Raw genomic sequence first — 22453 nt, 5'->3', positions numbered from 1 at the left:
TAGTAAAAGCGCGTTAATTGCGCAAAACGGCAAAATCCGGCATCGGTGGTAAAATACCCTCAATGCCGGACGCACGCGTAATGTCTAATCGCAATTTCCGTCTATGTCGCAGGCCGCTCCCTCAGCAAGGTTAACAAGGGATGCCTGATTCGCATTTTCCCATTCTGAAAAAGATTTTTCCAGTGCCCCTAAAAAAGTCTCAGGTTGCTGCGCACCGGAAACTGCATATTTCCGGTCCAGAACGAAGAAGGGTACCCCTCTTGCACCCACCTGCTGCGCTTCATAAACATCTTGACGAACCTGTTCACTGAATGCTGTTCCTTCCAAAATCGTTTTCAATTCTGCACGGTCCAGTCCGATTTGTACGCCCAGGTCTAGCAACGTATTGATATTAGCTGTGTTCTTACCATCAGTAAAGTATGCTTTGAAAAGTTGTTCCTCAGCCTGATCGCCCTGACCTTTAGTTTTTGCAAACTGAACAAAACGATGTGCATCAAAAGAATTGGCAACCACCGCCTTGTCCATGTTGTATTCCAAACCAACCTCTGCAGCGATAGAGGTAACGTGGTCATTCATCTGAGCAGCATAATCCAGCGACCAGCCTTTTGCTTCAGCCAGATATTCGTTGATCGTTTTATCTGGTTCCGTTTTCATAGCCGGGTTAAGCTGAAAACTTTTCCATTCGATCTCAATTTTTTCCTTCTGAGGAAACTGTTCGAGAGCGGCTTCAAATTTCCTCTTGCCTATGTAACAAAAAGGACACATTACGTCACTCCATATTTCAACTTTCATAATAGTATCGTTTTGAACCAATTTTTATTCAACACACTTCTTGCCGATAGCCGATAGCCGATAGCCGATAGCCGATAGCCGATAGCCCTCAAATTGTTACAAAAAACTCTTCATTAGGTCTTCTTACTTTTTTCGCAGAAGCAAGATGGTCATTTGTACTGTCGCGGTAGCCTAGTGTCATCATTACAACACTTTTCAAACCTTTTTCATTCAACCCTAGTACTTCATCCAGCCTCGCATTATTGAACCCTTCCATTGGCGTAGAATCCACATGCTCAGTGGCCGCAGCAACAGATGCATGGCCCAAAGCGATATACGCCTGTCGGGCAGCCCAATCAAAATTTACTTGCTCAGTTCTGCTTAGTATACTATCTGATATTTTCTGCTGAAACTGCTCAAGGGAAGTCACATCGAGACCACGCGTACTAGCAATCAGATTCATATAGGCAGTGATGTCATCAGCGGTAATTTTCTCCCAAACTGCAAATACTAGCAGGTGAGAAGATTCTTTAATTTGCGGTTGCGGTGCAGCCTCGTTAAAAATTCTCTCTTTCAATGCTTTGTCGCTGATGACAAGTACCTTATAGGGTTGCAAGCCTACTGAAGATGGAGAGAGCTTAATAGCTTCAAGAATATTATTCAGTTTATCCTCCGGAATTAACTCACCATTCATTCTTTTAGCAGCGTATCTCCAGTTTAGTTTTTCGATCAGATCACTCATTTTTTCTTTTTTTAAATTGATATGCAAACTTAGATAAATATACTATACATTTGTAAGTACTATACCAAAGGATAGTTGAATTATTGAAAAATGGAGATAGCGGAAACAAATTGCTCGCACAAGAATCATACACAGGGTGATTGCATTAAAAGTATTTTACCTGTGAAGGATGCACTTGAGGTACTGAGTGGAAAATGGAAGTTACCGATCATTATTTCACTTATGTTTGGAAATAAGCGCTTTTCACAGATAGCAAAAGAGATTCCCGGGATTACGGATAAGATGCTATCGAAGGAATTAAGAGATCTGGAAGCAAATTGCCTGGTGAAGAGATCAGTATATGATGCTATTCCGGTAGTCGTAGAATATTCCCTTACCGATTATGGGCATACATTAAAGCCGGTTATTGAGGTGTTAAGAGTCTGGGGCACAACACATCGTGAGAGAATTATGGGTAGAGTAGAATTAGCAGTTCAGGATTGATTATATTGAAGTCTGTTTTTGTATATCTGGTAAGCATAGCTTTTAAATTTACTAAAATATGGATCGCATAGCACGAAAGTGGCGTGATACTGCCCCTGAAGTGAAAGATCAGTTCGGTAAAGATCTTGGGAAAAAGCTGGATGAAATTTTGGGTAGTAACAGAGAGAGCGATCTAGATTTGAATCTAAAACTGGCAAGACAGGAAGCGGCTTCAAATGGTCTTACAGAAGAGATTCTTCAAAAATTGTTAAATGAAGAGTGATTATCTGTTTATTCTTGATACGAATACTAGTATAAGTGCATTTCTAGTAGGGGGTTCTGTACCTGCTTCTGCCTTTGATAAAGCAAGAAAAGATGGACTGGTAATTGTGTGCAAAGAGATATACAACGAAATATCCAGTGTCTTAATGCGCCAAAATTTGATAAGTATCTCAGCACTTCCAGAAGAATTTCACTTCTGGAAGATTTCAGGGATTCTGTAGCTTTTATAGAGGCTGATGAATTAGTCTCTGTTTGTCGTGATCCAAAAGATGATATTTATCTCTCCCTGGCTGTTTTTGCAAACGCCACATGTATAATAACCGGAGATAAAGATCTTCTCATACTCAATCCTTTCAGAAACATCCCCATCTTGAATGCATCTGATTTTTAAGTCTGTTTTGAAATCATGAAAATACAAATGGCCTGCAAGTTCAGTTGGAACTTGCAGGCCATTTATTGTATTAATCAGGAGATTATCCCAACTGATTGATGCAGTTCAAATCTTCGAATGCAAGTTTCAAACGGGCAATCATACTCTCTTCTCCTTTACGCAACCAAACGCGTGGATCGTAATATTTTTTGTTTGGAGAATCTGCTCCGTCCGGGTTTCCAAGCTGAGTTTGCAGGTAACCTTCTTTGTCTTTGTAATAAGCCAGAATACCTTCCCAGGTAGACCACTGCATATCGGTATCAATGTTCATTTTGATCGCACCATACTCGATAGCCTCACGAATTTCTTCACGAGATGATCCTGATCCACCGTGGAATACGAAGTTTACAGGAAGATCACCCGTTCCGAATTTCTGTTTGATGAAATCCTGAGAATTGCGAAGAATTTTCGGCTCCAGTTTCACATTACCTGGCTTGTATACACCATGTACATTACCGAATGCCGCAGCAATCGTAAAGTTTGGAGATATTTTAAGAAGCTCTTCATAGGCATAAGCTACTTCTTCCGGCTGTGTATAAAGTTTTGAACTATCAACGTCTGTGTTATCCACACCGTCTTCTTCTCCACCCGTTACGCCCAACTCGATTTCGATTGTCATGCCCATTTTGGCCATGCGCTCAAAATACTTAGCTGAAATTTCAATATTTTCTTCCAATGGCTCTTCTGAAAGATCCAGCATGTGAGAGCTGTAAAGAGGAACACCGTATTGATCAAAATGTTTTTCACCAGCATCAAGCAATCCATCTATCCAGGGAAGAAGTTTTTTTGCGCAGTGATCTGTGTGCAAAATAACAGGAACGCCATACAAAGCAGCCATCTGATGAACGTGCTGAGCACCAGAGATACCACCAGCAATGGCTGATTGCTGGTTTGCGTTTGAAAGGCTTTTTCCTGCAAAGAAACTTGCACCACCGTTAGAAAACTGTACGATGACAGGGCTGTTTACTGCCTTAGCAGTCTCCAGAACTGCATTTACGGAATTTGTACCTACAACGTTAACTGCCGGAAGGGCATAGTTATTTTCGTTAGCGTGGCGGAAGATTTCGCTCACTCCGTCACCGGTAACAACACCTGGTGCAAAGCGTTTTGTGGTTTCGCTCATAGTAAAATAGGATATTTTTTCAAGAAATAATTTCACGATTCAGATATTCGGGCTGAATCGTCAGGGAAACCCTGCAAGTTAGGTATTTTACAGAAATTGATGTGAATATATAGACGTTATTCTGGTAAGAGCAGAAGATTGGTTTGCTTTCCGGCATTTTAAACCAATCTGCGTATCTTTGAATCATTGAAAATGTAAAAGGTGATTGCCTTTTAGTGATTGCACAGATCTTGTCAGCATATGAATTTTAAGCTTGTTAAAACAATATTACTAGCTCTTTCTCTTGGCTTTTTCGTAGTTTGGGTACTTGAATTCCGTCGGGCCGGAATGTTTGAAAGTTACTGGCTGCTTCTTTTGAGCATTATGTGCCTTCTTGTTTTTCAGTTTCGCCGCCTAAAGGCATCTATGGAAATGAAAAAAAAGCAGAATGAAGAGTTAGAAAATCAAAAACCTTCCTTGTCTAAATCAGCGAAAAAATGATAATGCTCTTTGTCGCTTCTATTTTATTTTTCGTGCTGGCAGGTTATTACGGGGCGGTGAGGTCTGTGCTGCTCGATATTTCTATCGATCGTTACTCGATGAGGCATGAAAAATCGGAAGAAATGTCTCAAACGCTTTATTGGCGCCGTATACTGCGAATGCTACGCCTGCTCGTGATTGCATTTGGCTGCTTTTCAGCAGCAGGCTTCGTATATTCAGCGTTTATTACTGAAGATGGTTTTGGTGAAGATCTTGTCCTTTTTGTACTCCTTTTTATTCTGGCTGCATGCTGGATGCTTTCCTACACAGGCTGGGTGAAAGTAGGCCGACGTTTTCCTGATCTTCTTGGTCTCGGCTCCATTGTCGTGCGGTTTGGTGAATGGTTGATGACTCCCCTTTACTGGATGATAGAGCCTTTTGTCAAAGAAAATATCTTATCTCCGTCTTTACGCGATGACGCTATATCAGCTGACGATCCCGACTTCGACGATCACAGTCTGGAAGAACGCATGTTTATCAATGCTTTGGATTTTAAGGATTTGCGCATTCGCGATTGTATGATTCCACGGACAGAGATATCAGCAGTAAATGTCACTGCCAGTATTGAAGATCTGCGCAGATCGTTTTTGTCAAGCGGTCATTCAAAAATCATTGTGCACCGCGACTCCGTGGATGATGTATTGGGTTATTGTCATGCGTTGTCGCTGTTCAAAAAACCGAAAGATATCAGTAGTATTATTACGCCGATTCTGATAGTGCCGGAAGCCATGCCTGCACGGGATCTGATGTTACGTTTTCTGGAGGAAAGACGTAGTATAGCATTGGTGGTGGACGAGTTCGGAGGTACATCGGGACTCGTGAGCGTTGAAGATGTAGTAGAGCAGATTTTCGGAGAAATTCAGGATGAATATGATTCAACAGAAGACTGGACGGAACGGGAAATTGATCCGGATACGTATATTCTGAGTGCCCGCCACGAAATTGATTATTTGAACGAAAAGTATGGTTGGGAACTGCCCGAAGGAGACTATGATACGTTGGCCGGAATGATTATTCATCATCATGGTGATTTGCCGGATGTAAATGACACGCTTGAATTGCCTCCTTATTCTTTCCAGGTTGTTTCCATGCAGGATACCAGGATCGAGTTGGTGAGATTGAAGATAGAAGAGAAGGAAAAAGGAGTTAAAAATTAGAATTGAGGCATTAGGGATACCATAGATTGCTTAAAGATAAAATGCAAAAGCACTTTTTTAAAAGAATAATAGCCACATCAATCGTATTTTCAGCACTTTTTGTAAATGCCGCATCAGGTCAAATAGATCATCTGAAGCGGGAAATCATGACGATTTCCGAGGAAGCGAAGGGGATAGTAGGCGTAGGGATCATGGATTTGCAAAGTAAAGAGGTGATTTTGTTGCACGATGATCATCAGTTTCCTATGCAAAGCATTTACAAATTTCCTCTTGGAATGGCAGTGATGAGCCAGGTAGATAAAGGACAACTGACTTTACAACAAAAGGTGCATGTCAGCAAAGAAGATCTTAATCCAAAGACATGGAGTCCTTTACAAAAGAAATATCCTGAGGGGAATATGGATATGACAATAGAAGAATTACTTCGTTATACAGTTTCCCAAAGTGATAATAATGCATGTGACATTCTTTTCAGGCTTGTTGGCGGACCGGCGAAGGTCGACGACTACGTAAAAGGTCTGGACATTAAAGAAATCAGCATTGTTGCCACCGAAGAGGAAATGTCCAAGGATTGGAACGTGCAGTATACCAACTGGAGCCGGCCGTCGGGTATGCTAAAGCTGCTGGACGTATTTCACAGTTCCGGGAAACTTTCCAAAACCAGTACCGATTTCCTTTTGACAACCCTGACAGAAACTTCCACAGGCCCCAATAAAATGAAAGGACTTTTGCCTAAGGACGCAGTTGTAGCTCATAAGACGGGAATGTCTTCCCGTAATGATAAGGGCATCTTGGCAGCAACGAATGATGTTGGAGTGATGACACTGCCCAATGGGAAACAAATTGCGGTGGTTGTTTATGTATCTGAAACTCCGGTTGATGATAAAACAAGTGATTTTGTAATTGCAAAGATTACGAAGGCAGCGTGGGATTATTATTCTGCCAAATGATTTCAGTCTTATTTATATTAAAAAAGTTCTTATCTGTTGCAAATCACAGCTGAAAATATTGGTAAAAAGTTTGTTAGAGAATGGATATTCAGAAACGCAAGTTTTGAAATCCATGCAGGACAGAAATACACATTCGTAGGGCCAAACGGGAGTGGTAAATCGACGCTTTTGCAGATGCTCACTGGAATGTTTCCTGTCTCAGAAGGCGCTGTCCGTTACACAGATGGTAGCGGCAAAAATGTTGATGAAGATCAATGGTACAAGCATATTGTTATCGCTGCTCCTTATCTTGAATTGATCGAGGAATTTACGCTCCGTGAATTGGTTCAGTTTCATTCCAATTTCAAACCCTTGAAAAATGGTATATCTCTCGAAGAGTTCGAGGATTTTATACAGCTATCTCATGCCAGCGGAAAGCTGATCCGACATTTTTCATCGGGTATGAAACAGAGGTTAAAATTGGGACTGGCATTTATGTCGGATGTACCGATTATATTTTTGGATGAGCCAACTACCAATTTGGATACGACTGGCTTTCAGTGGTATATTGATAACGTTATAAAACACACACAAAATCAGACCTTGTTGCTTGGATCTAATGTGAAGCAAGAGTATGAGTTCTGTAACAACATTATATCGGTTACTGCCTTCAAATAGATTTCAAAAAGTGGGAAAGCATGAATAAAAATATACTGTTTCTCCTAATTTTAATTTTTTTCTCCACCGCGGTTCAGGCAGGAGGTATGTACTTTATCCAGAATAAAGGCCAGTGGGACGCTGATGTACTATTTCGTACGGATGTACCCGGTGGCTTTTTGTTTTTGAAACAACAGTCCTTTGTATACACATTTTACGATGCTTCGAAAATAGCATCAGGGCATGGGAAGCGTCAGGCTGCTGCGAACGGCGCGTCTTTAAAAGCACCTGATCTAAATACAATTGCTGCACATGGTGTGGAAGTGAAAATGATAGGTTCTTCTGCCTCTACCACGCTCAGATCGAGTAAACCTATTCAAACCAGATTTAGCTATTTTTTGGGAGAGGGAACTTCTGCCGGAGATGTACAGGGGTTTGAAGAAGTAGTATATGAAAATATATATCATGGTATTAACCTGAGGATATATATGCATAACGCTGTTCTCAAATATGAATTTATCGTCGGACCTGGTGCAAGAGTAGCGGATATAGCAATGAAGTATGAGGGTGCTTCAGATTTAACGCTCAATAATGACGGACAGGTCGTAGTAAAAACACCTTTATCAACATTTAAAGAGAACGTTCCTTATTCGTTTCAGAAACAAAAGGAGAAAACGATAGAAATCAAATCCAGGTTTTCAGTGAAAGATAATACGATCTCTTTTCTGCTGCCTGAAGGTTACGACAAATCACAAAGCTTGATCATAGATCCCGAACTTATTTTTTCGACCTATTCCGGTTCTACCGCCGATAACTGGGGACATACAGCTACCTACGATAATGAAGGCAATTTGTATTCAGCAGGAACTGTTTTCGGAACTAATTTTCCCGCTACCACAGGTGCATTTCAGGTACGTTTTCAGGGACTGGTGGATGTTGCTGTGATGAAATTTAATCCCGATGGCAGTGAACTGTTATATGCAACCTACATCGGAGGAAGCAGTACCGATATTCCGAATAGTCTGATCGTTAATAGTAAAAAGGAATTGCTGATCTTGGGGACAACCTCATCCCGTAATTTTCCTGTAACAGGTTCTGCATTTCAGAGGGATTTTGGCGGAGGTGCTGCAACAGTGCCTATTTCAGGGCTGAACCTGCCGAATGGTAGTGATATTTTTGTTGCAAAACTTTCGGCAGACGGTAAGCAGTTGCTTGCCTCTACTTATCTGGGTGGTAGTGGAAATGATGGTTTGAGTTCAGAGGCAGGTATCACTGTGAAAAATTATGGTGATAGTTTCCGAGGGGAAATTGTGGTTGATCAAGACGATCAGATTTATGCCGTTACTTCTACCAATTCCGGAAATTTCCCCCTTCGGAATGCTGATAAGACATCACTTACAGGCAGACAGGATGGGGTACTGTTTAAGCTCTCATCGAATCTGGAGTCTCTTTTGTGGAGTACTTATGTAGGAGGAGACGGGCACGACGCCGCTTTTTCCCTTAAAGTGACAACTTCCGGCGATGTGTATGTGACTGGTCTGACGCAAAGCAAGGACCTTAAAGCGCATACCTCTGCATATCAAAACACTCTCAAAGGTGTGGAAGATGGCTTCATTGCCAGATATTTGGGGCAGAGGTTAGCAAACCTGAGTTATCTGGGAACGGATAAAGAAGATAGCGCCTATTTGCTCGATCTGGATCAAACCGGAAATGTATATGTTTACGGTACAACGTACGGAACATATCCTGTCAGTTCAGGAGTATACAGCAATGCGGGTAGTGGTCAGTTTATCCATGCGTTGGACGCAAGCTTATCCAAGACCCTGCTTTCTACAGTAATCGGATCGGGAAGGGGCGTGCCGGATATTTCGCCAACTGCATTTTTAGTCAATGAATGTGGGAATATTTATATAGCCGGCTGGGGTGGGGACGTCAACGTCGTGTCGTCGCATAATCCGGAAAGCAGTACCAGAGGACTTCCTGTTACCATGGATGCAATACAGCGACAAACGAGTGGTAATAACTTTTACATTGCCATTTTGGAAGAAGGGGCCAAATCGTTGCTGTATGCTACTTTTTTTGGGAGCTTGAATACGAACGCGCAGGGCGATCATGTGGATGGTGGTACAAGCCGGTTTGATAAAAATGGTGTGATTTATCATGCTACATGTTCATGTGGAGGCAGTAATTTTCCTGTGACTCCGCAGGCCTGGTCCCGAACAAACCGAAGTGAAAATTGTAATAATGCTGCATTCAAGATTGACATTGATCATTTAAAAGCGGACTTTGATGTTTACCAGGGCGATACCAAAGACGTATTGAAAGGATGTGCGCCGCTTGCCTTATCATTTGAAAATATGAGTGAGGGCGGAGTGGATTATATCTGGGATGTAAATGGAAATACCATTTCGAGAGAGGAGGGAGCCGAATTCGTGTTCAGCAATCCGGGTGAATATACGATTACGCTCCGGGCCTACAATCGGCTTTCCTGCAAGCGCATAGATGTTGCGCAGAAGAAAATAGTTGTCGAAAGCATTAACGCTACGGTGTCGCGGGATACTACGGTATGCGAAAACTCAACCCTTCAACTTTTGGCGTCAGGAGGATCCTCGTATAAGTGGACGGGAACTGACATGGTCAATCCGGAAACTGCTAATCCTACCATTACCGTTACAAAGAATAGTATATACAAGGTTGAGATTAGCAGTGCTGCAGGTTGTAAAGTAGAAAGAGAGGTAAAAGTGAACGTTGAAAAGAAAGATGATTTTGTAGCCATGCCTGACGTGGAGATTTGTGCCGGTGAACAGACAACGCTTACAGTTACTGGAGAGGCTGGCCGATATCGCTGGCTGGCTGCAACGGGTCTCCCGGAAACTACTGGTAAATCTGTACAGGTAAGCCCAACTGTGACCACCACCTATACTATTGAGGGACTATATGCTGATGGATGCCGCCCTGTCCGGCAGATCACTGTACATGTTGACAGAACTTTCCAGCCGGATTTCGAAATCGTACGGTCCGGGGAAACGTGTAATGAGCCATTTAGCTATGCGCTTCGTAATCAGGGGGCGGAGTCACTTCAATACGAATGGAATATGGGTGTTGGAAATAAACTATCTGATTTTCATGTCGACAACTTTGTCTATGATACACCAGGTGCCTATACAGTTACACTCACGGCCTATAACGCTGCAGGTTGTGCTTTATCTATGACCAAGCAGTTACAGGCCGAACCACCGTTTATCCTTTCAAATGTGATTACACCGAATGGTGATGGTAAAAATGATTTCTTCGTAGTACCCATTGCCGGTTCAGCTCTGGAAATTTACAACCGATGGGGTAAGAAAATTTTCACAAACCGGGATTACAAAAATGACTGGGGGAAGGGAATGACGAACGGAACCTATTTTTATGTGGTGGATACGCCAAACGGAAGACATTGCAAAGGATGGCTTGAGGTGCTGGAGTAATGCAGGATATCCATGTAAATTTGTTCTGATCATCTTATTTATATTAATTTTACATAAGCTAATCAATCAAATAAACTCAGGATGAAAAAAATATTCACACTCTTGTACTTCATAGTAGCTTTGTCCACAGCTCAGGCACAGAATGAAGATAGTTTTGGTAAGAAAGTTGATGATAAAAAAGCCATTTCCGCCACTTCGCTACCAGCCAAAATGGGGAATGAAGATAAGATGAATGCAAAGGTGACAGGCACTGTGGAGTCGGTTTGTCAGGTAAAAGGTTGCTGGATGAAAGTGAAATTGGATAATGGCGAAACCATGCGTGTGATGTTCAAGGATTATGGTTTCTTCGTACCGAAGGATTTATCCGGGAAAACGGTTGTGTTTGAAGGAGAAGCACAGAAGAAATTGGTTCCGGTAGAGCATTTGCAGCATTATGCACAGGATGCGGGCAAAAGCAAGGAAGAAATTGCTAAAATTACAGAGCCTAAGCAAGAGCTTACTTTCATTGCAGTTGGGGTTTTGGTAAAATAAATATTACGAGCAACATAGGTATTAACAGTGCTGAGGGCACTTTTGTAGCAATACAATTGTGCCTTTTTTTATGTCTGTCCGTATTCTGTTAATTTGTTCTTTGCTGCTGCTACAAACCAGCTTCTCTTTTTCTCAAACTGACTCCACCAAATGGTGGAATCCACAGTCAGCAACTTTTACGGTTTTGGAAGGACAGGCCTGGCCGAAAGACGTAAAGAATCCATATGATCGTTTACCGGCAAGAGCGGAAAAAAACGTTAGGAAGGAAGTGTGGAATCTGTCGCGCCAGTCAGCAGGTTTGATGATCCGGTTTCGTTCCAATTCGCCCCGTATTAAAGTCCGTTATCAGGTAACGGGAAGTCATGCTTTGCCACATATGCCGGCAACCGGCGTAAGTGGAGTGGACTTGTATGCCGTTTCCAGCGATGGCGACAAGTTGTGGTGCGCAGGTAAATATGTCTTTAAAGATACTATTTCATACGATTTTCAGAATCTGAATCCGAATGACCAGTATCATAAGCATGGCCGGGAATACAGGCTGTATCTGCCCTTGTATAATGGTGTGAAGTGGCTTGAAATAGGGGTGGAGAATAAAGCGGAGTTCATGGCATTGCCGGTAAGACCTGAAAAGCCTATCGTCGCTTATGGTACATCTATTATGCAGGGAGCCTGTGCATCGCGCCCCGGGATGGCCTGGACGTCTATACTCAGTAGAAATATGGATCGGCAACTGATCAATCTTGGGTTTTCCGGAAATGGTAAGTTGGAGAAGGAAGTATTGGATCTTGTATCAGAAGTGGATGCCGCGGTTTATATTCTGGATTGTTTACCTAACCTGACGATTCGTACGGATGCGCTATATACCATGACAGCAGAAGAAGTCAGCAAACGGATCAGGGATGCGGTTTATCTCCTGAAGCAGAAACATCCAGATACACCCATTGCCCTGGCGGGACATCCTGGTTGTACGGATGGAGGTATGAATTCAACCAGACTTAAATATTGTCAGGAAGCAAATAAGGTATTGGCTGAAACCTTCACACAGCTGAAAGCAGAGGGGGTTCAGGATCTGTATATGATACCCAGCGACGATTTTGAGCAGGGAATTGAAACAATGGTAGATGGTACGCATCCGACGGACCTTGGAATGATGTTGTATGCTAAAGGCTATGAAAAACACCTTCGTTCCATATTAAACGAGTCTGTGGGAAACATCGTTACTACCATTCCCAGAACGCAGCTCCGCGAGTTGAATAACTACGATTGGGAGCTGAGACACCGTGAAATTCTGCTGCTCAATAAAACCAACTCACCAAAGAAAGTTCTGATGGGTAACTCGATCACGCACTTCTGGGGAGGTTTACCGAAAGGACCCAGAGCGGTATCCGATGTTTCATTATCAAGTGCTTTTGGCAAGAGTAAAGTGACGAATGCAGGTTACGGATGGGATCGTATCGAAAATGTACTATGGAGAGTGCATCACGGCGAGCTGGATGGTTTTAAGGCTGATCAGCTGTTTGTTAATATTGGTACCAACAATCTTCAGTATAATACAGATGATGAGATACTAGCGGGCTGGCAGCAATTGATAGAAGCTATCACACAACGACAACCTGAAGCAGAGCTTTGGATGCTGGGGATATATCCAAGAAGAAATCAGGAGGAACGCGTATCCGGCTTAAATCAGAAGCTCGCACGCTTGTGTGGAGACAAGAATATCCGCTATATGAACCCTGGCAAAGTATTCTTAATGACAGACGGCAAAATAGATGAAAGCCTCTTCTCAGACGGCCTTCATCCGAATGATAAAGGATACAGGTTGTTGGGAGATGCGATCAAACCTTTTGTGAGGTAGTATCAAAGGATAGTACCTATTCCGAAGAGAATAACAAAGAATAAAGTGGATAAAGCCATTTGTTTCAAATATGGATCCAGTTCGCTGGCTTTTGTTAATCTGGTAACAGCTAATCCATTTTTGATAAACAAAGGAAAACTAAGTAAAAATAGCAATCCCGTGTAGGCAGAGAAATGCTGAACCGCATAAATCGTAATGCATAACATGCCGGTAATCAGAATCAACCAATGGTAAACCACCGCCTTTGATCTGCCCAGTCGGACAGGTATAGAATTCTTACCTGTGGCTCTATCCGATTCTATATCTCTGATGTTATTGATATTTAGTACCCCTACGGCAAAAAGCCCGCAGCTGCTTGCAGGTAAGAGTAAATTCCAGTCCCATACAAGTGTATGCAGGTAACTGCTGCCTATCACTCCTACCCATCCGAAGAAGATCAGCACGGACAAATCACCCAGGCCGACATAACCGTAGGGACGCTTGCCGGCTGTGTACGTAATGGCTGCGATAATACACGCAATCCCGATACCAAGAAATATCCAGAAAGTGTTTGCAGGCGCATTTTCAAGAGCAATCGTCAATAGCAATATACCTGAAACCAGTGCGAGAACAGAAAAAATAATGATGGCCTTCAGCATGGTGGAAGCAGGAATCTCTCCGGAATGCACTGCTCGTTTGGGCCCTTCCCGCAGTTCGGTGTCTTTGCCGTTTACTGCATCTCCATAGTCGTTTGCAAAATTGGAAAGAACCTGCAGTAATATGGTAGTGAGTATGCTAAGCAGGGCTACGGTCCAGTTAAATATGCCGGTAGAGAATGCCAAAAAACTTCCCATTAAAATACAGGAAAGTGCAAGGGGGAGTGTGCGGGGGCGTGCAGCCTCAATCCAGGATTTCATTTTAATTCTGTCAAAACTTTATTACCTAAAAACCCACAGCATATCAGTAATATCTGAGCTGTGGGTTTTTTATATATCAATGCGCTCTGTTTAGATACCTACTGCTTTTAAAAATTCAGCGTCAGTAGGAAGTATCTTTGAAGCGAAAAAGTCTGTGAGTTCGCCTTTTTCATTAATTACATATTTGCAGAAGTTCCAGCTTGGCTCCTTATCGTTCCATCCATTCAAATCCTTAGAGCTCAGCCATTTGTAAATAGGCGCCTTGTTCTCACCTTTTACTTCCACTTTTTCGAACATAGGGAAGGTTACGCCGTAGGTAGCTGAGCAGAACGTAGCGATTTCTTCACTCGTACCAGGCTCTTGTCCGCCAAAATTATTAGAAGGGAAACCAAGTACAACTACTTTATCTCCATGTTCTTTATTGAATTTTTCCCAATCAGCGTACTGCTTTGTGTAGCCGCATTTCGAGGCAACATTCAGTATCACTACTTTTTTCCCTTTGTACTGGCTCAGATCTACCGTTTTGTCACCGACAAGTGATTTAACTTTGAAATCATAAAGCGTTTGTTTGGCAATGGCATCTACAGGTCTGTGAGCAACTTCACTTTTGTCTGCAAAAATGCCGGTAATCAATGATGTAATCATGATAAATAGCGTCTTTAAAAAGTCCATAATAGTTACGATATAAGTTTAAGCGTGAAATACATCTTTAGGATTCACTACATTCTTTCCGGAACTTCTATTCCCAATAACTCCAAAGCATGGTGAATCGTTTCAGAAACTACTTTTGATAATGAAATTCTGAATTTCACAGCTTCGGGGTTCGGATCAGAGAAGATCGAAACTTCGGCATAAAACTGATTGTACGTCTTTGCAAGCTCGAAAGCATACAATGAAATGATAGACGGTGCAAACTCGTTGGCCGCACTTGCTACACGATTCGGATACTGGGAGAGGGCAAAAATAAGCTCACGCTCGGCGGGATGCATTTTGTACTCTTCGGACGGAATAGTGCCGGTCAGTGCTGCCTGCTCTGCCTTTCTGATGATCGAACGGATGCGGGCATAGGTATATTGGATAAAAGGTCCGGTATGTCCCTGAAAGTCTATCGATTCCTCAGGATTAAACAGCATGCGCTTTTTCGGGTCTACCTTGAGCAGGAAGTATTTCAAGGCTCCTAAAGCAAGCTGGTCATAAAGGCGAACCGCTTCCTCACTTTGGAAATCATCAATTTTTCCCAGCTCCTGCGTTCTGGTAGCAGCAGTCTGAATCATTTGAGATACCAGTTCATCTGCGTCAACCACTGTACCCTCACGGGATTTCATTTTTCCTGATGGCAAATCTACCATTCCATAGCTGATATGATAGCAACCATCCGCATAGGCACGGCCAAGGCGCTTTAGGATAGCAAACAGTACCTTGAAGTGGTAATCCTGCTCATTACCTACAACCCAAAGGTATCTGTCATTATTAAAATCGCTGTTTTTAAGCTCAGTTGTACCCAGGTCCTGCGTGATGTAAACCGAAGTGCCGTCACCGCGAAGAACCAGCTTTTCATCCAGCCCTTCTTCTTTCAGATCAATCCATACCGAATTATCGTCTTTTTTGAAGAAAACGCCATTTTGCAAACCTTCCTCGATGATATCTTTACCAAGCAAATAGGTATTGGATTCGTAATATGTTTTATCGAATGACACTCCGATTTTGTCGTATGTCTGACGGAAACCATCATATACCCAACCATTCATTTTGTTCCATAGGTCGACCGTTTCCTGATCGCCGTTTTCCCATAAAACAAGCAGTTTTTGTGCATCCAGCATCCACGGTGCTTTCTTTGCTGCAACCTCTTCTGTCAGGCCTTCCGCAACGAGCTGTTTAATTTGCGATTTATATTCTATATCAAACTTTACGTAGTATTTACCTGCCAGGTGATCCCCCTTCAACCCTGATGATTCAGGTGTTTCGCCATTCCCCAATTCGCGGTAGGCAAGCATCGACTTGCAAATATGAATACCACGATCGTTAACGAGACAAGTCTTGATTACATCGTAGCCACTTGCCTTTAATATCCGTGACAAAGAATCACCGAGGAAATTGTTACGAAGATGTCCAAGGTGCAAAGGCTTATTGGTATTTGGTGAAGAAAATTCCACCATAACAGATTGTCCGTTGGAAGGAAAAGTGCCAAAGGCCGGATTGGATTCAATGTTACTGAATAGGTTGCGCCATGTAACATCAGACAAGCTCAGATTAAGGAATCCCTGTACAACATTGAAATGTGAGACCACAGAAGAGTTTTCCTGTAAATCGGCACCAATGATTTGTCCGATTTCGGCAGGAGCACGACGGGCAGCTTTACTTAAAGAAAAAGTTACAAATGTGTAAAATCCCTCAAATTCTTTCTTGGTTGGTTGTAAAATAATATCATCTGCAACCACATCGAAGTTTTTCAGGATTGCTTTTTTTATGTCTTCTTTTAGAATTGCTTCAATCGTCATGAAAAATATTTTAAATTGAAATTCAGTGTCTTTCTAAATTTAGGGTAGATTTCTCTAAATTTTTATTTGAATAAAAATATTATTGAGTTTGATATGTATCTTATCCTTTTTGATGCAAAATTAGGGTAAATATTGAACTCACTTGCACCCCTGCTAAATAAGTTGTGAAACATAACGGTAAAGAGAGGCCAAAGCTGACAAAGCGATTCATTTTTTCTACTGCTATAAGTTCACCGTACGTTAAACGACTAATATAAAATGAACAGATATTTTACGGTTCATATTTTTTTTGTAGCCCTTTTGCTACATGGGATACTGTTATCACACAGTTCTTATGCCCAGTTGCAACAAACTGACCGCCTCGAGATTCCTGCCACATCTTTTTCTAATGAGCAATTTGAAGTGATAAGTCTGGGTGAGGAGGGTCTTTTATCAGTACTGCGAGGCGATCCTCTTTCGCATCGCAGTGAACAATGGCAGTTTGTCCGGTACGATACCACCATGACTGCCGTATGGACCAACTCCTACAAGGTCGATTTCCGGTATATCCCTGTAATGGCTTATAAGGCGGAGCATTTTGGTTACTGGCTTTTTGCAGAGCCGGATACAGATCACTTTCTGTTCTTGCAGTTAAATTTCGGGGATGGTACTATCGATGTACATAAAGGTAATTTGCTGGCAGGTGTAGATGTTCAGCAGTTTAAGGTATTAGGGAGCAAAGCTCTGGTTTCCGGATACTATCGTTCGAGGCCGGTTGTGCTTGTACATTCCTTTTTTGATCATACAACACGGGTCTTACCCGGACTATATGAAAAAAATACCGAACTCAACAATGTCGATATCAATGAGCAGGACGGGTATATCAATGTAATCACTTATGCCTACCGCAAAAAAAATTGTGTTTTTGAGATCAAAACATACAATTACGAAGGTAAGCTACTTAAGAAAACATCGCTCAGTGATGAAAAGTATAGTTTCATTTCCGGTCAGATCGTACCTCTAAGTGCGGATGATAGTTATCTGATCGGGAATTATTCAGTAGGGTGTACCCCCTATTCTCAAGGCCTGTATGTAACGCATGTAAGTCACAATGAACCGGAGAAGCCTCAGTTTATTGAATTCTCCGAATTGCAAAATTTTTTCAACTACATGAAGCCGAAGCGTCGTGAAAAGATGAAAGAGCGTATAGGCAAGAGAAAAAGTATGGGGAAGGAGAATCGTTTCCGGTATCGGTTACTGGTTCATCAGTTGATACAAAGTGAAGACGAGATCGTGCTTGTGGCAGAAGTCTACTACCCCAACCAAAAATCAACATATAGTCCGATTGTGTCCAGTGGTCTGAGTCGACCTTATGCGGCAAGATCTATAGAAGGGTATCGTTATACGCACGCTATTGTTTGCGCGTTTGATAGAAATGGGAAGTTTAAATGGGATAATTGTATTCCTATCAAAGATCTTACAAGTTTTGATCTGCAGGAAATGGTGCAGGTTACAAAGGTAGATGACTATTTTGTTCTCGCATACCCGCAGGAAGGAGAAATACATACGGAAGTGATTAACCGTAGCGAAGTAGTTGTTGAAAATGAGAAGTTCAAAATTGACACAAAGAGAGAGGGAGTGAAGGTCCTTAACGACGACGATAGTTATCTGCTTCCCTGGTACGGCCAGTATTTTATTGCTTACGGTATGCAACGTCTCGGAGGATCTCCGGCCGCATTAGGCAAGGAAGTTTTTTATGTGAATAAATTGAACTACAAAACCGATGACATAGGCAAAAACGTTAATCCAGGCGAAGACGATCGTCCTAAATAAAGTTTCGGATAGGCTGAACACCGGATGGAGATATTAATCTACCATCCAGATATGATCCGCTGCAAATCCTTGTTCTTTCCACTCGACTTGCACTCGCTGACTTTCAAGTGTACTTACCTTCATACCTACATAGTCTGGTTCGATCGGCAATTCACGGTTGTAGCCACGATCGATCAGGACAAGAAGTTCTACTGTTTTAGGTCTTCCAAATGCCGTCATTGCGTCAAGCGCAGCACGAACCATTCTTCCACTGGCCAGCACGTCATCAATCAATATCACACGTTTGCCTTCAATGATGAAAGGAACATTGGTTTTATTGGGAAGGAGTGGAGTATCACGACGGCGAAAGTCATCGCGATAAAAAGTAGCATCCAGGTGTCCAATCTCAATGTCGCTACCAGTAACTTTTCTGAGTTCAGCTACAACGCGCTCTGCGAAATGGATTCCGCGCGGTTGCAATCCCATCACAACCGTGTTTGAGAAATCCTGATGGTTTTCAATAAGTTGCTGGCAAAGCCGGCTTATCATAATTTCGAGCAGGGGACTGCTGAGTATTAGTCGTTTTTGGGGCATCATACAATTTGCCTGAATTTGAGCCTAAATTAACGTCACATTTATGAAACCAAAAACTTTTCTGTGGATTAGATTTGTTAATTTATTTCGGAATGCGCTTATCAATTGGCTTATTTTGTGTGTTAAACTACGACGAAACAGCTTATATTAAATGAAATATCTTATTGCAGGTCTTGGAAATATTGGTCCTGAATACGCTTTTACACGTCATAATGCCGGTTTTATGGTACTCGACAGACTGGCAGCCAATCATGGATTTACTTTCTCATTTGAAAAACTGGCTTTCGTGGCCGACTGGAAATATAAAGGACGCCAGTTCTATTTTATTAAGCCCACCACTTTTATGAATCTCAGTGGCAAGGCGATCCGATACTATATGGATCACTACAAAATAGCGCCGGAAAATCTGCTGGTGGTGGTTGATGAGCTTCAGCTGGAATTCGGAACACTCCGGATGAAACCAAAAGGAAGTCACGGTGGCCAGAATGGCTTACGTAATATTGAAGAAGTTTTAGGTCATTCAAATTACGCACGCCTGCGATTTGGAATAGGGAATAATTTTCCCCGGGGAAGACAGGTAGATTATGTCCTGAAACCCTTTTCCAAAGAAGAAGTGTCTGAATTACCTTTAATTTTAGACAGGGCTGGAGAAATGGTTATATCTTATTGTACTTTGGGGGTACAGGCGACAATGAATAATTATAATCAATGATTGTATTATTCGATGAATTTATAATTATTTCAAGATATTTATAAATTTTGTAAAATGTATTTATTGTAAAATATTATTTTACTTAAAATGATTTTTACTGGATTTAATTGGTAAATAATGGCCCGATTAAGGAAAATGTTCCAAATATTGTTCTGTTTTTAATTATATTAGGTATTTGTAATTATAAAATTAATAATGATATTTGTATTGTTATGAAGTGAGCAGGGAATTGAATTAAACCATGACATGCTTATTTAAATAAGACAACATCCGGTTACAATTGCTGAAGTTTGAATGTGTTTTGTGCATGGACTTGATCTGAAAATGAAGGTGATGCGTATATAGTTCCAAATGCTACTCCTTATGAGAATAAACCTAACTTTGATGTGACGTTGTAAGTCACCCTCAGTCAAAAGTTAAGTTTGTGAGTCGAATCTGGAATAATTTTTTACGAATTGGTTTAAATTATTTTACAGAAAGAAAGTAGTTAGGAACACGAGGTTACTTAATAGGTGATATTTCAGACAGGTAACTTCTATATTGAATTCAATCGGACTAAAACAGATATATATACAGGCTACCTGCAGAAAGGAGTTTGTTCTAAGATAGTAAAGAAAAGAAAAGGTTAAGGGTTTAGGAATAGTCAGTATAAAGCCATCTCGTTTGAGATGGCTTTATCTTTTTACAGGCTCAGCCCAAACTTCTACCCTGCGGTTTAATTGCTTTTGTGTCTCCGACTTATTCATATAGCTTGGTTGTGCTGAACCATAGCCGGCGCCATCGATACGATCTGATGGAATTCCTTTTCCTATCAGATAAGCCTTCACAGATTCGACACGTTGACGCGATAAATCAACATTTTTGTCGAAGTTACCCATGTTGTCGGTGTGCCCTTTCAAGACAATCTTCAGATCCTTACGTTTATTGAAATAATCGACCATTGCATCAAGTTTTGTTTTTGCATCGTCTGGAAGTACTTCACTACTTTGCCCGAAAAACATAGTAACAACCGGTTGCTCATATGATTCTGCTGAGAGGTTAAACAGTGATTTTACCTCCTGAGATTTTCCGGATGTTTTTACAGACATACTTTTACTATCAAACCCTATTGCTTCAACAGAAATGCGATAGGTTTCGTAAGGTGGAAGCTCTACCTGATAAGTGCCATCAATAGTTTGTGTGTTGGCTACCAATGATTCATCTTTTGCCTTCCAGACTGAAACACTCGCGTCATTGACAGGCTTTAATGTCTTGCCATTATAAACCTTACCAGTAACTGTAACCAAATTGGAATTGGCTTTTGCTTCTTCTTTTACCGCTTCCTTTACCGGCTCGGGTTCTTTTTCCGCAACCTTCTCAACCGGAGGTTTTGTTTTATTAATCGACTGGTAGCTTCGTCTTATAAATACAGGAGTCATTACACGGTCATAAATCCGGATTAGTGCAACAGAACCTGAGCTTGCTTCGTGGTTCGCTACCAGATCGTCCTGGAAAAGATTCAGAAGCTGATCCTGATCTAGCATACCTTCTGTGCCAGGATCTTTGAATTCCAGCTTTTCCAAACCATTGATATACATCTTGATGGTCTTGGTTTCAAAGTCTCTTGAATATACATAGTGTAGATATTGATTTCGGCGGACAGGGGCCTTTTCGCTGATTGCAAAGTCGTAAAAGTTGAGCTTTCCATCATAGATATAGCAGCCGTAATCGCTTTTTCTGTTTTTGAAATCCAGCACACGTTTCCAGCTTCCAAGCGTATCCATTTTGAAATAAAGTTCAACGGTAAAGGATTTATTCAGAAATCCTTTTGCTTCGTTATTGTCAAACTGCAGACCGCTATTTGTTTCAAATTTATATGTTGTGCGAAACAGGCCTTCTGATCCCGGAATGGGTTCTTTGACATACTGGCCGGGCTGTCCGAGTACTTTTAATTTAATACCACCACTTTCGATTGGTGTCAGTCCGTTATTGAAGTCATAAGTCCATTGACTCTGTGATACAGCTGATCTTCCTGAAAATAGTAAAAGCAGGAAACACAATCCTGCTGCATTTATTTTGAAATTCATTTTCAAAAATATAAAAACTGTTCGCGCAAGCCGAGAAGCATCGTTTATTTTTGTGACCAAATCTTTTTTACTCGTGAGAAATATCGGTGTAGGTCTTTTGTTTTCCATTCTGTGGGCTTCGGCTTCTGTTGCAACCAAGTTTGGTGTTCAGTCTGCAACACCGCTAATTTTGGCTAATGTACGTTTTTTTATAGCTGGAATACTGCTGCTGAGCTTCTCCTATGCTTTTAGCAAAGGCCCGGGATATCGTATACCTACCAGGCGTGAGTTTCTGCAGCTTGCTTTGTTTGGTTTTCTCAATACAACGTTATACCTGGGGCTCTACGTGTATGCGATGAAATATACTGCTGCCGGAATAGGTAGTTTGGCAGTATCAACCAATCCGCTTATTATCGTATTGTTATCGGCCTGGTGGATTAAACGCGTTCCCGGATGGGAGGAATGGCTAGGCATTGCGCTCGGAATGATAGGGATTGGTATTGCTACGTATCCATTGCTGGAAGACAGTCATACGACTCCTTTAGGAATTATTTTGCTATTAATAAGCATGGTTGCGGTTTCAGCAGCAAGCGTATACTATGCCAGTATCAAATGGGAATTACCTAATTTATTAATCAATGGGTGGCAGGTATTCCTGGGAGGTATTTTTCTTCTTCCCGCAACCCTGTTTCTAGCTGACTTTTCTGTAACACAGCTGGACATGCAGTTTTGGGCATCAGTAATGTGGCTGAGTCTGGCTGTATCCGTACTAGGATTGATTTGCTGGTTTCACCTTTTACGAATTGATACTGTGAAGGCTTCACTGTGGCTTTTCCTATGCCCCTTATTCGGATTTATATTTGCCTGGTGGCTCATGGATGAACCGATTACGATTTATACCATAGCCGGAACATTGTTGGTGGTAGGTGGACTATATACAGGCCAGCGCAAGAAACTGAACAGGAGCAACGGATAAAGGTATTCATTGC

The 22453-nt window shown here is 41.7% G+C and carries 21 protein-coding genes; 13 read left to right on the top strand and 8 right to left on the bottom strand.

Features of this window, described 5'->3' with window-relative positions; all coding sequences use genetic code 11:
* Positions 1-84: 84 nt before the first annotated feature.
* Both AC1XUE_RS17215 and AC1XUE_RS17210 read right to left on the bottom strand, forming a co-directional pair.
* Positions 85-792, bottom strand: coding sequence for a DsbA family oxidoreductase (locus tag AC1XUE_RS17215; protein WP_483357223.1), 708 nt, complete (start codon positions 790-792; stop codon positions 85-87).
* Positions 793-880: 88 nt separating this feature from the next.
* Positions 881-1513, bottom strand: a complete 633-nt coding sequence (locus tag AC1XUE_RS17210; protein ID WP_483357222.1) for an NAD(P)H-dependent oxidoreductase — start codon at positions 1511-1513, stop codon at positions 881-883.
* 90 nt (positions 1514-1603) lie between these two features.
* On the opposite strand from AC1XUE_RS17210, the gene AC1XUE_RS17205 reads away from it, so the two are divergent.
* From AC1XUE_RS17205 to AC1XUE_RS17195, 3 genes are all read left to right on the top strand, one after another.
* Positions 1604-1996 carry a winged helix-turn-helix transcriptional regulator gene (locus AC1XUE_RS17205; RefSeq protein WP_115834235.1) on the top strand — a complete coding sequence of 131 codons (393 nt, stop codon included), beginning with the start codon at positions 1604-1606 and terminating at the stop codon, positions 1994-1996.
* A 58-nt stretch (positions 1997-2054) separates the two neighbouring features.
* Entirely contained in the window at positions 2055-2258 is a 204-nt protein-coding gene (locus tag AC1XUE_RS17200; protein ID WP_483357221.1) for a hypothetical protein, read from the top strand.
* Between the two features lie 108 nt (positions 2259-2366).
* Complete coding sequence (locus tag AC1XUE_RS17195; RefSeq protein ID WP_483357220.1) at positions 2367-2648, top strand: putative toxin-antitoxin system toxin component, PIN family; 282 nt, start codon at positions 2367-2369, stop codon at positions 2646-2648.
* Positions 2649-2730: 82 nt separating this feature from the next.
* On the opposite strand, the gene fbaA is transcribed toward AC1XUE_RS17195, so the two are convergent.
* The gene (gene fbaA / locus AC1XUE_RS17190) at positions 2731-3810 is read right to left on the bottom strand and encodes a class II fructose-bisphosphate aldolase (RefSeq protein WP_483357219.1); all 1080 of its coding nucleotides are present in this window, start codon (positions 3808-3810) and stop codon (positions 2731-2733) included.
* 240 nt (positions 3811-4050) lie between these two features.
* Between fbaA and AC1XUE_RS17185 the strand changes: the two genes are divergently transcribed.
* The 7 genes from AC1XUE_RS17185 to AC1XUE_RS17155 all read left to right on the top strand — a co-directional run bounded on the left by AC1XUE_RS17185 (position 4051) and on the right by AC1XUE_RS17155 (position 12928).
* Positions 4051-4290, top strand: coding sequence for a hypothetical protein (locus AC1XUE_RS17185; protein WP_483357218.1), 240 nt, complete (start codon positions 4051-4053; stop codon positions 4288-4290).
* The gene (locus AC1XUE_RS17180) at positions 4287-5486 is read left to right on the top strand and encodes a hemolysin family protein (RefSeq protein WP_483357217.1); all 1200 of its coding nucleotides are present in this window, start codon (positions 4287-4289) and stop codon (positions 5484-5486) included. The genes AC1XUE_RS17185 and AC1XUE_RS17180 overlap by 4 nt, the downstream gene beginning before the upstream one ends.
* Before the next feature lie 41 nt (positions 5487-5527).
* Complete coding sequence (gene bla / locus AC1XUE_RS17175) at positions 5528-6436, top strand: class A beta-lactamase, subclass A2 (protein WP_483357216.1); 909 nt, start codon at positions 5528-5530, stop codon at positions 6434-6436.
* Positions 6437-6472: 36 nt separating this feature from the next.
* On the top strand, positions 6473-7093 hold the full coding sequence (locus AC1XUE_RS17170) for an ABC transporter ATP-binding protein (RefSeq protein ID WP_483357215.1): 621 nt from the start codon (positions 6473-6475) through the stop codon (positions 7091-7093).
* Positions 7094-7113: 20 nt separating this feature from the next.
* Positions 7114-10542: a T9SS type B sorting domain-containing protein gene (locus tag AC1XUE_RS17165; RefSeq protein WP_483357214.1), complete on the top strand. Its 3429-nt coding sequence runs from the start codon at positions 7114-7116 to the stop codon at positions 10540-10542.
* 81 nt (positions 10543-10623) lie between these two features.
* A complete protein-coding gene (locus tag AC1XUE_RS17160; RefSeq protein WP_483357213.1) occupies positions 10624-11073 on the top strand; it encodes a DUF4920 domain-containing protein in 450 nt (149 codons plus the stop codon).
* A gap of 70 nt (positions 11074-11143) precedes the next feature.
* On the top strand, positions 11144-12928 hold the full coding sequence (locus AC1XUE_RS17155) for an SGNH/GDSL hydrolase family protein (RefSeq protein ID WP_483357212.1): 1785 nt from the start codon (positions 11144-11146) through the stop codon (positions 12926-12928).
* 2 nt (positions 12929-12930) lie between these two features.
* On the opposite strand, the gene AC1XUE_RS17150 is transcribed toward AC1XUE_RS17155, so the two are convergent.
* From AC1XUE_RS17150 to argS, 3 genes are all read right to left on the bottom strand, one after another.
* On the bottom strand, positions 12931-13824 hold the full coding sequence (locus tag AC1XUE_RS17150) for a 1,4-dihydroxy-2-naphthoate polyprenyltransferase (RefSeq protein ID WP_483357211.1): 894 nt from the start codon (positions 13822-13824) through the stop codon (positions 12931-12933).
* A gap of 90 nt (positions 13825-13914) precedes the next feature.
* A complete protein-coding gene (locus tag AC1XUE_RS17145) occupies positions 13915-14469 on the bottom strand; it encodes a glutathione peroxidase (RefSeq protein WP_483357210.1) in 555 nt (184 codons plus the stop codon).
* 74 nt (positions 14470-14543) lie between these two features.
* Positions 14544-16322 carry an arginine--tRNA ligase gene (gene argS / locus AC1XUE_RS17140; protein WP_483357209.1) on the bottom strand — a complete coding sequence of 593 codons (1779 nt, stop codon included), beginning with the start codon at positions 16320-16322 and terminating at the stop codon, positions 14544-14546.
* Between the two features lie 258 nt (positions 16323-16580).
* Between argS and AC1XUE_RS17135 the strand changes: the two genes are divergently transcribed.
* Entirely contained in the window at positions 16581-18134 is a 1554-nt protein-coding gene (locus AC1XUE_RS17135) for a hypothetical protein (protein WP_483357208.1), read from the top strand.
* Positions 18135-18167: 33 nt separating this feature from the next.
* Here the strand turns inward: AC1XUE_RS17135 and pyrR are convergent, their stop codons facing one another.
* On the bottom strand, positions 18168-18707 hold the full coding sequence (pyrR, locus tag AC1XUE_RS17130; protein ID WP_483358005.1) for a bifunctional pyr operon transcriptional regulator/uracil phosphoribosyltransferase PyrR: 540 nt from the start codon (positions 18705-18707) through the stop codon (positions 18168-18170).
* Positions 18708-18858: 151 nt separating this feature from the next.
* Between pyrR and pth the strand changes: the two genes are divergently transcribed.
* Positions 18859-19419 (top strand): aminoacyl-tRNA hydrolase, encoded by a 561-nt coding sequence (gene pth / locus AC1XUE_RS17125; protein WP_483357207.1) that lies wholly within the window; start codon positions 18859-18861, stop codon positions 19417-19419.
* Positions 19420-20093: 674 nt separating this feature from the next.
* On the opposite strand, the gene AC1XUE_RS17120 is transcribed toward pth, so the two are convergent.
* Positions 20094-21485: an OmpA family protein gene (locus tag AC1XUE_RS17120; RefSeq protein ID WP_483357206.1), complete on the bottom strand. Its 1392-nt coding sequence runs from the start codon at positions 21483-21485 to the stop codon at positions 20094-20096.
* Between the two features lie 73 nt (positions 21486-21558).
* On the opposite strand from AC1XUE_RS17120, the gene AC1XUE_RS17115 reads away from it, so the two are divergent.
* Positions 21559-22440 (top strand): DMT family transporter, encoded by an 882-nt coding sequence (locus AC1XUE_RS17115; RefSeq protein ID WP_483357205.1) that lies wholly within the window; start codon positions 21559-21561, stop codon positions 22438-22440.
* Positions 22441-22453: the final 13 nt, after the last annotated feature.

Source organism: Dyadobacter sp. HNCC25DJ187 (assembly GCF_056895255.1).
The sequence above is the reverse complement of the archived record's forward strand: the minus strand, read 5'-3'. Positions and strand labels throughout refer to the sequence as shown.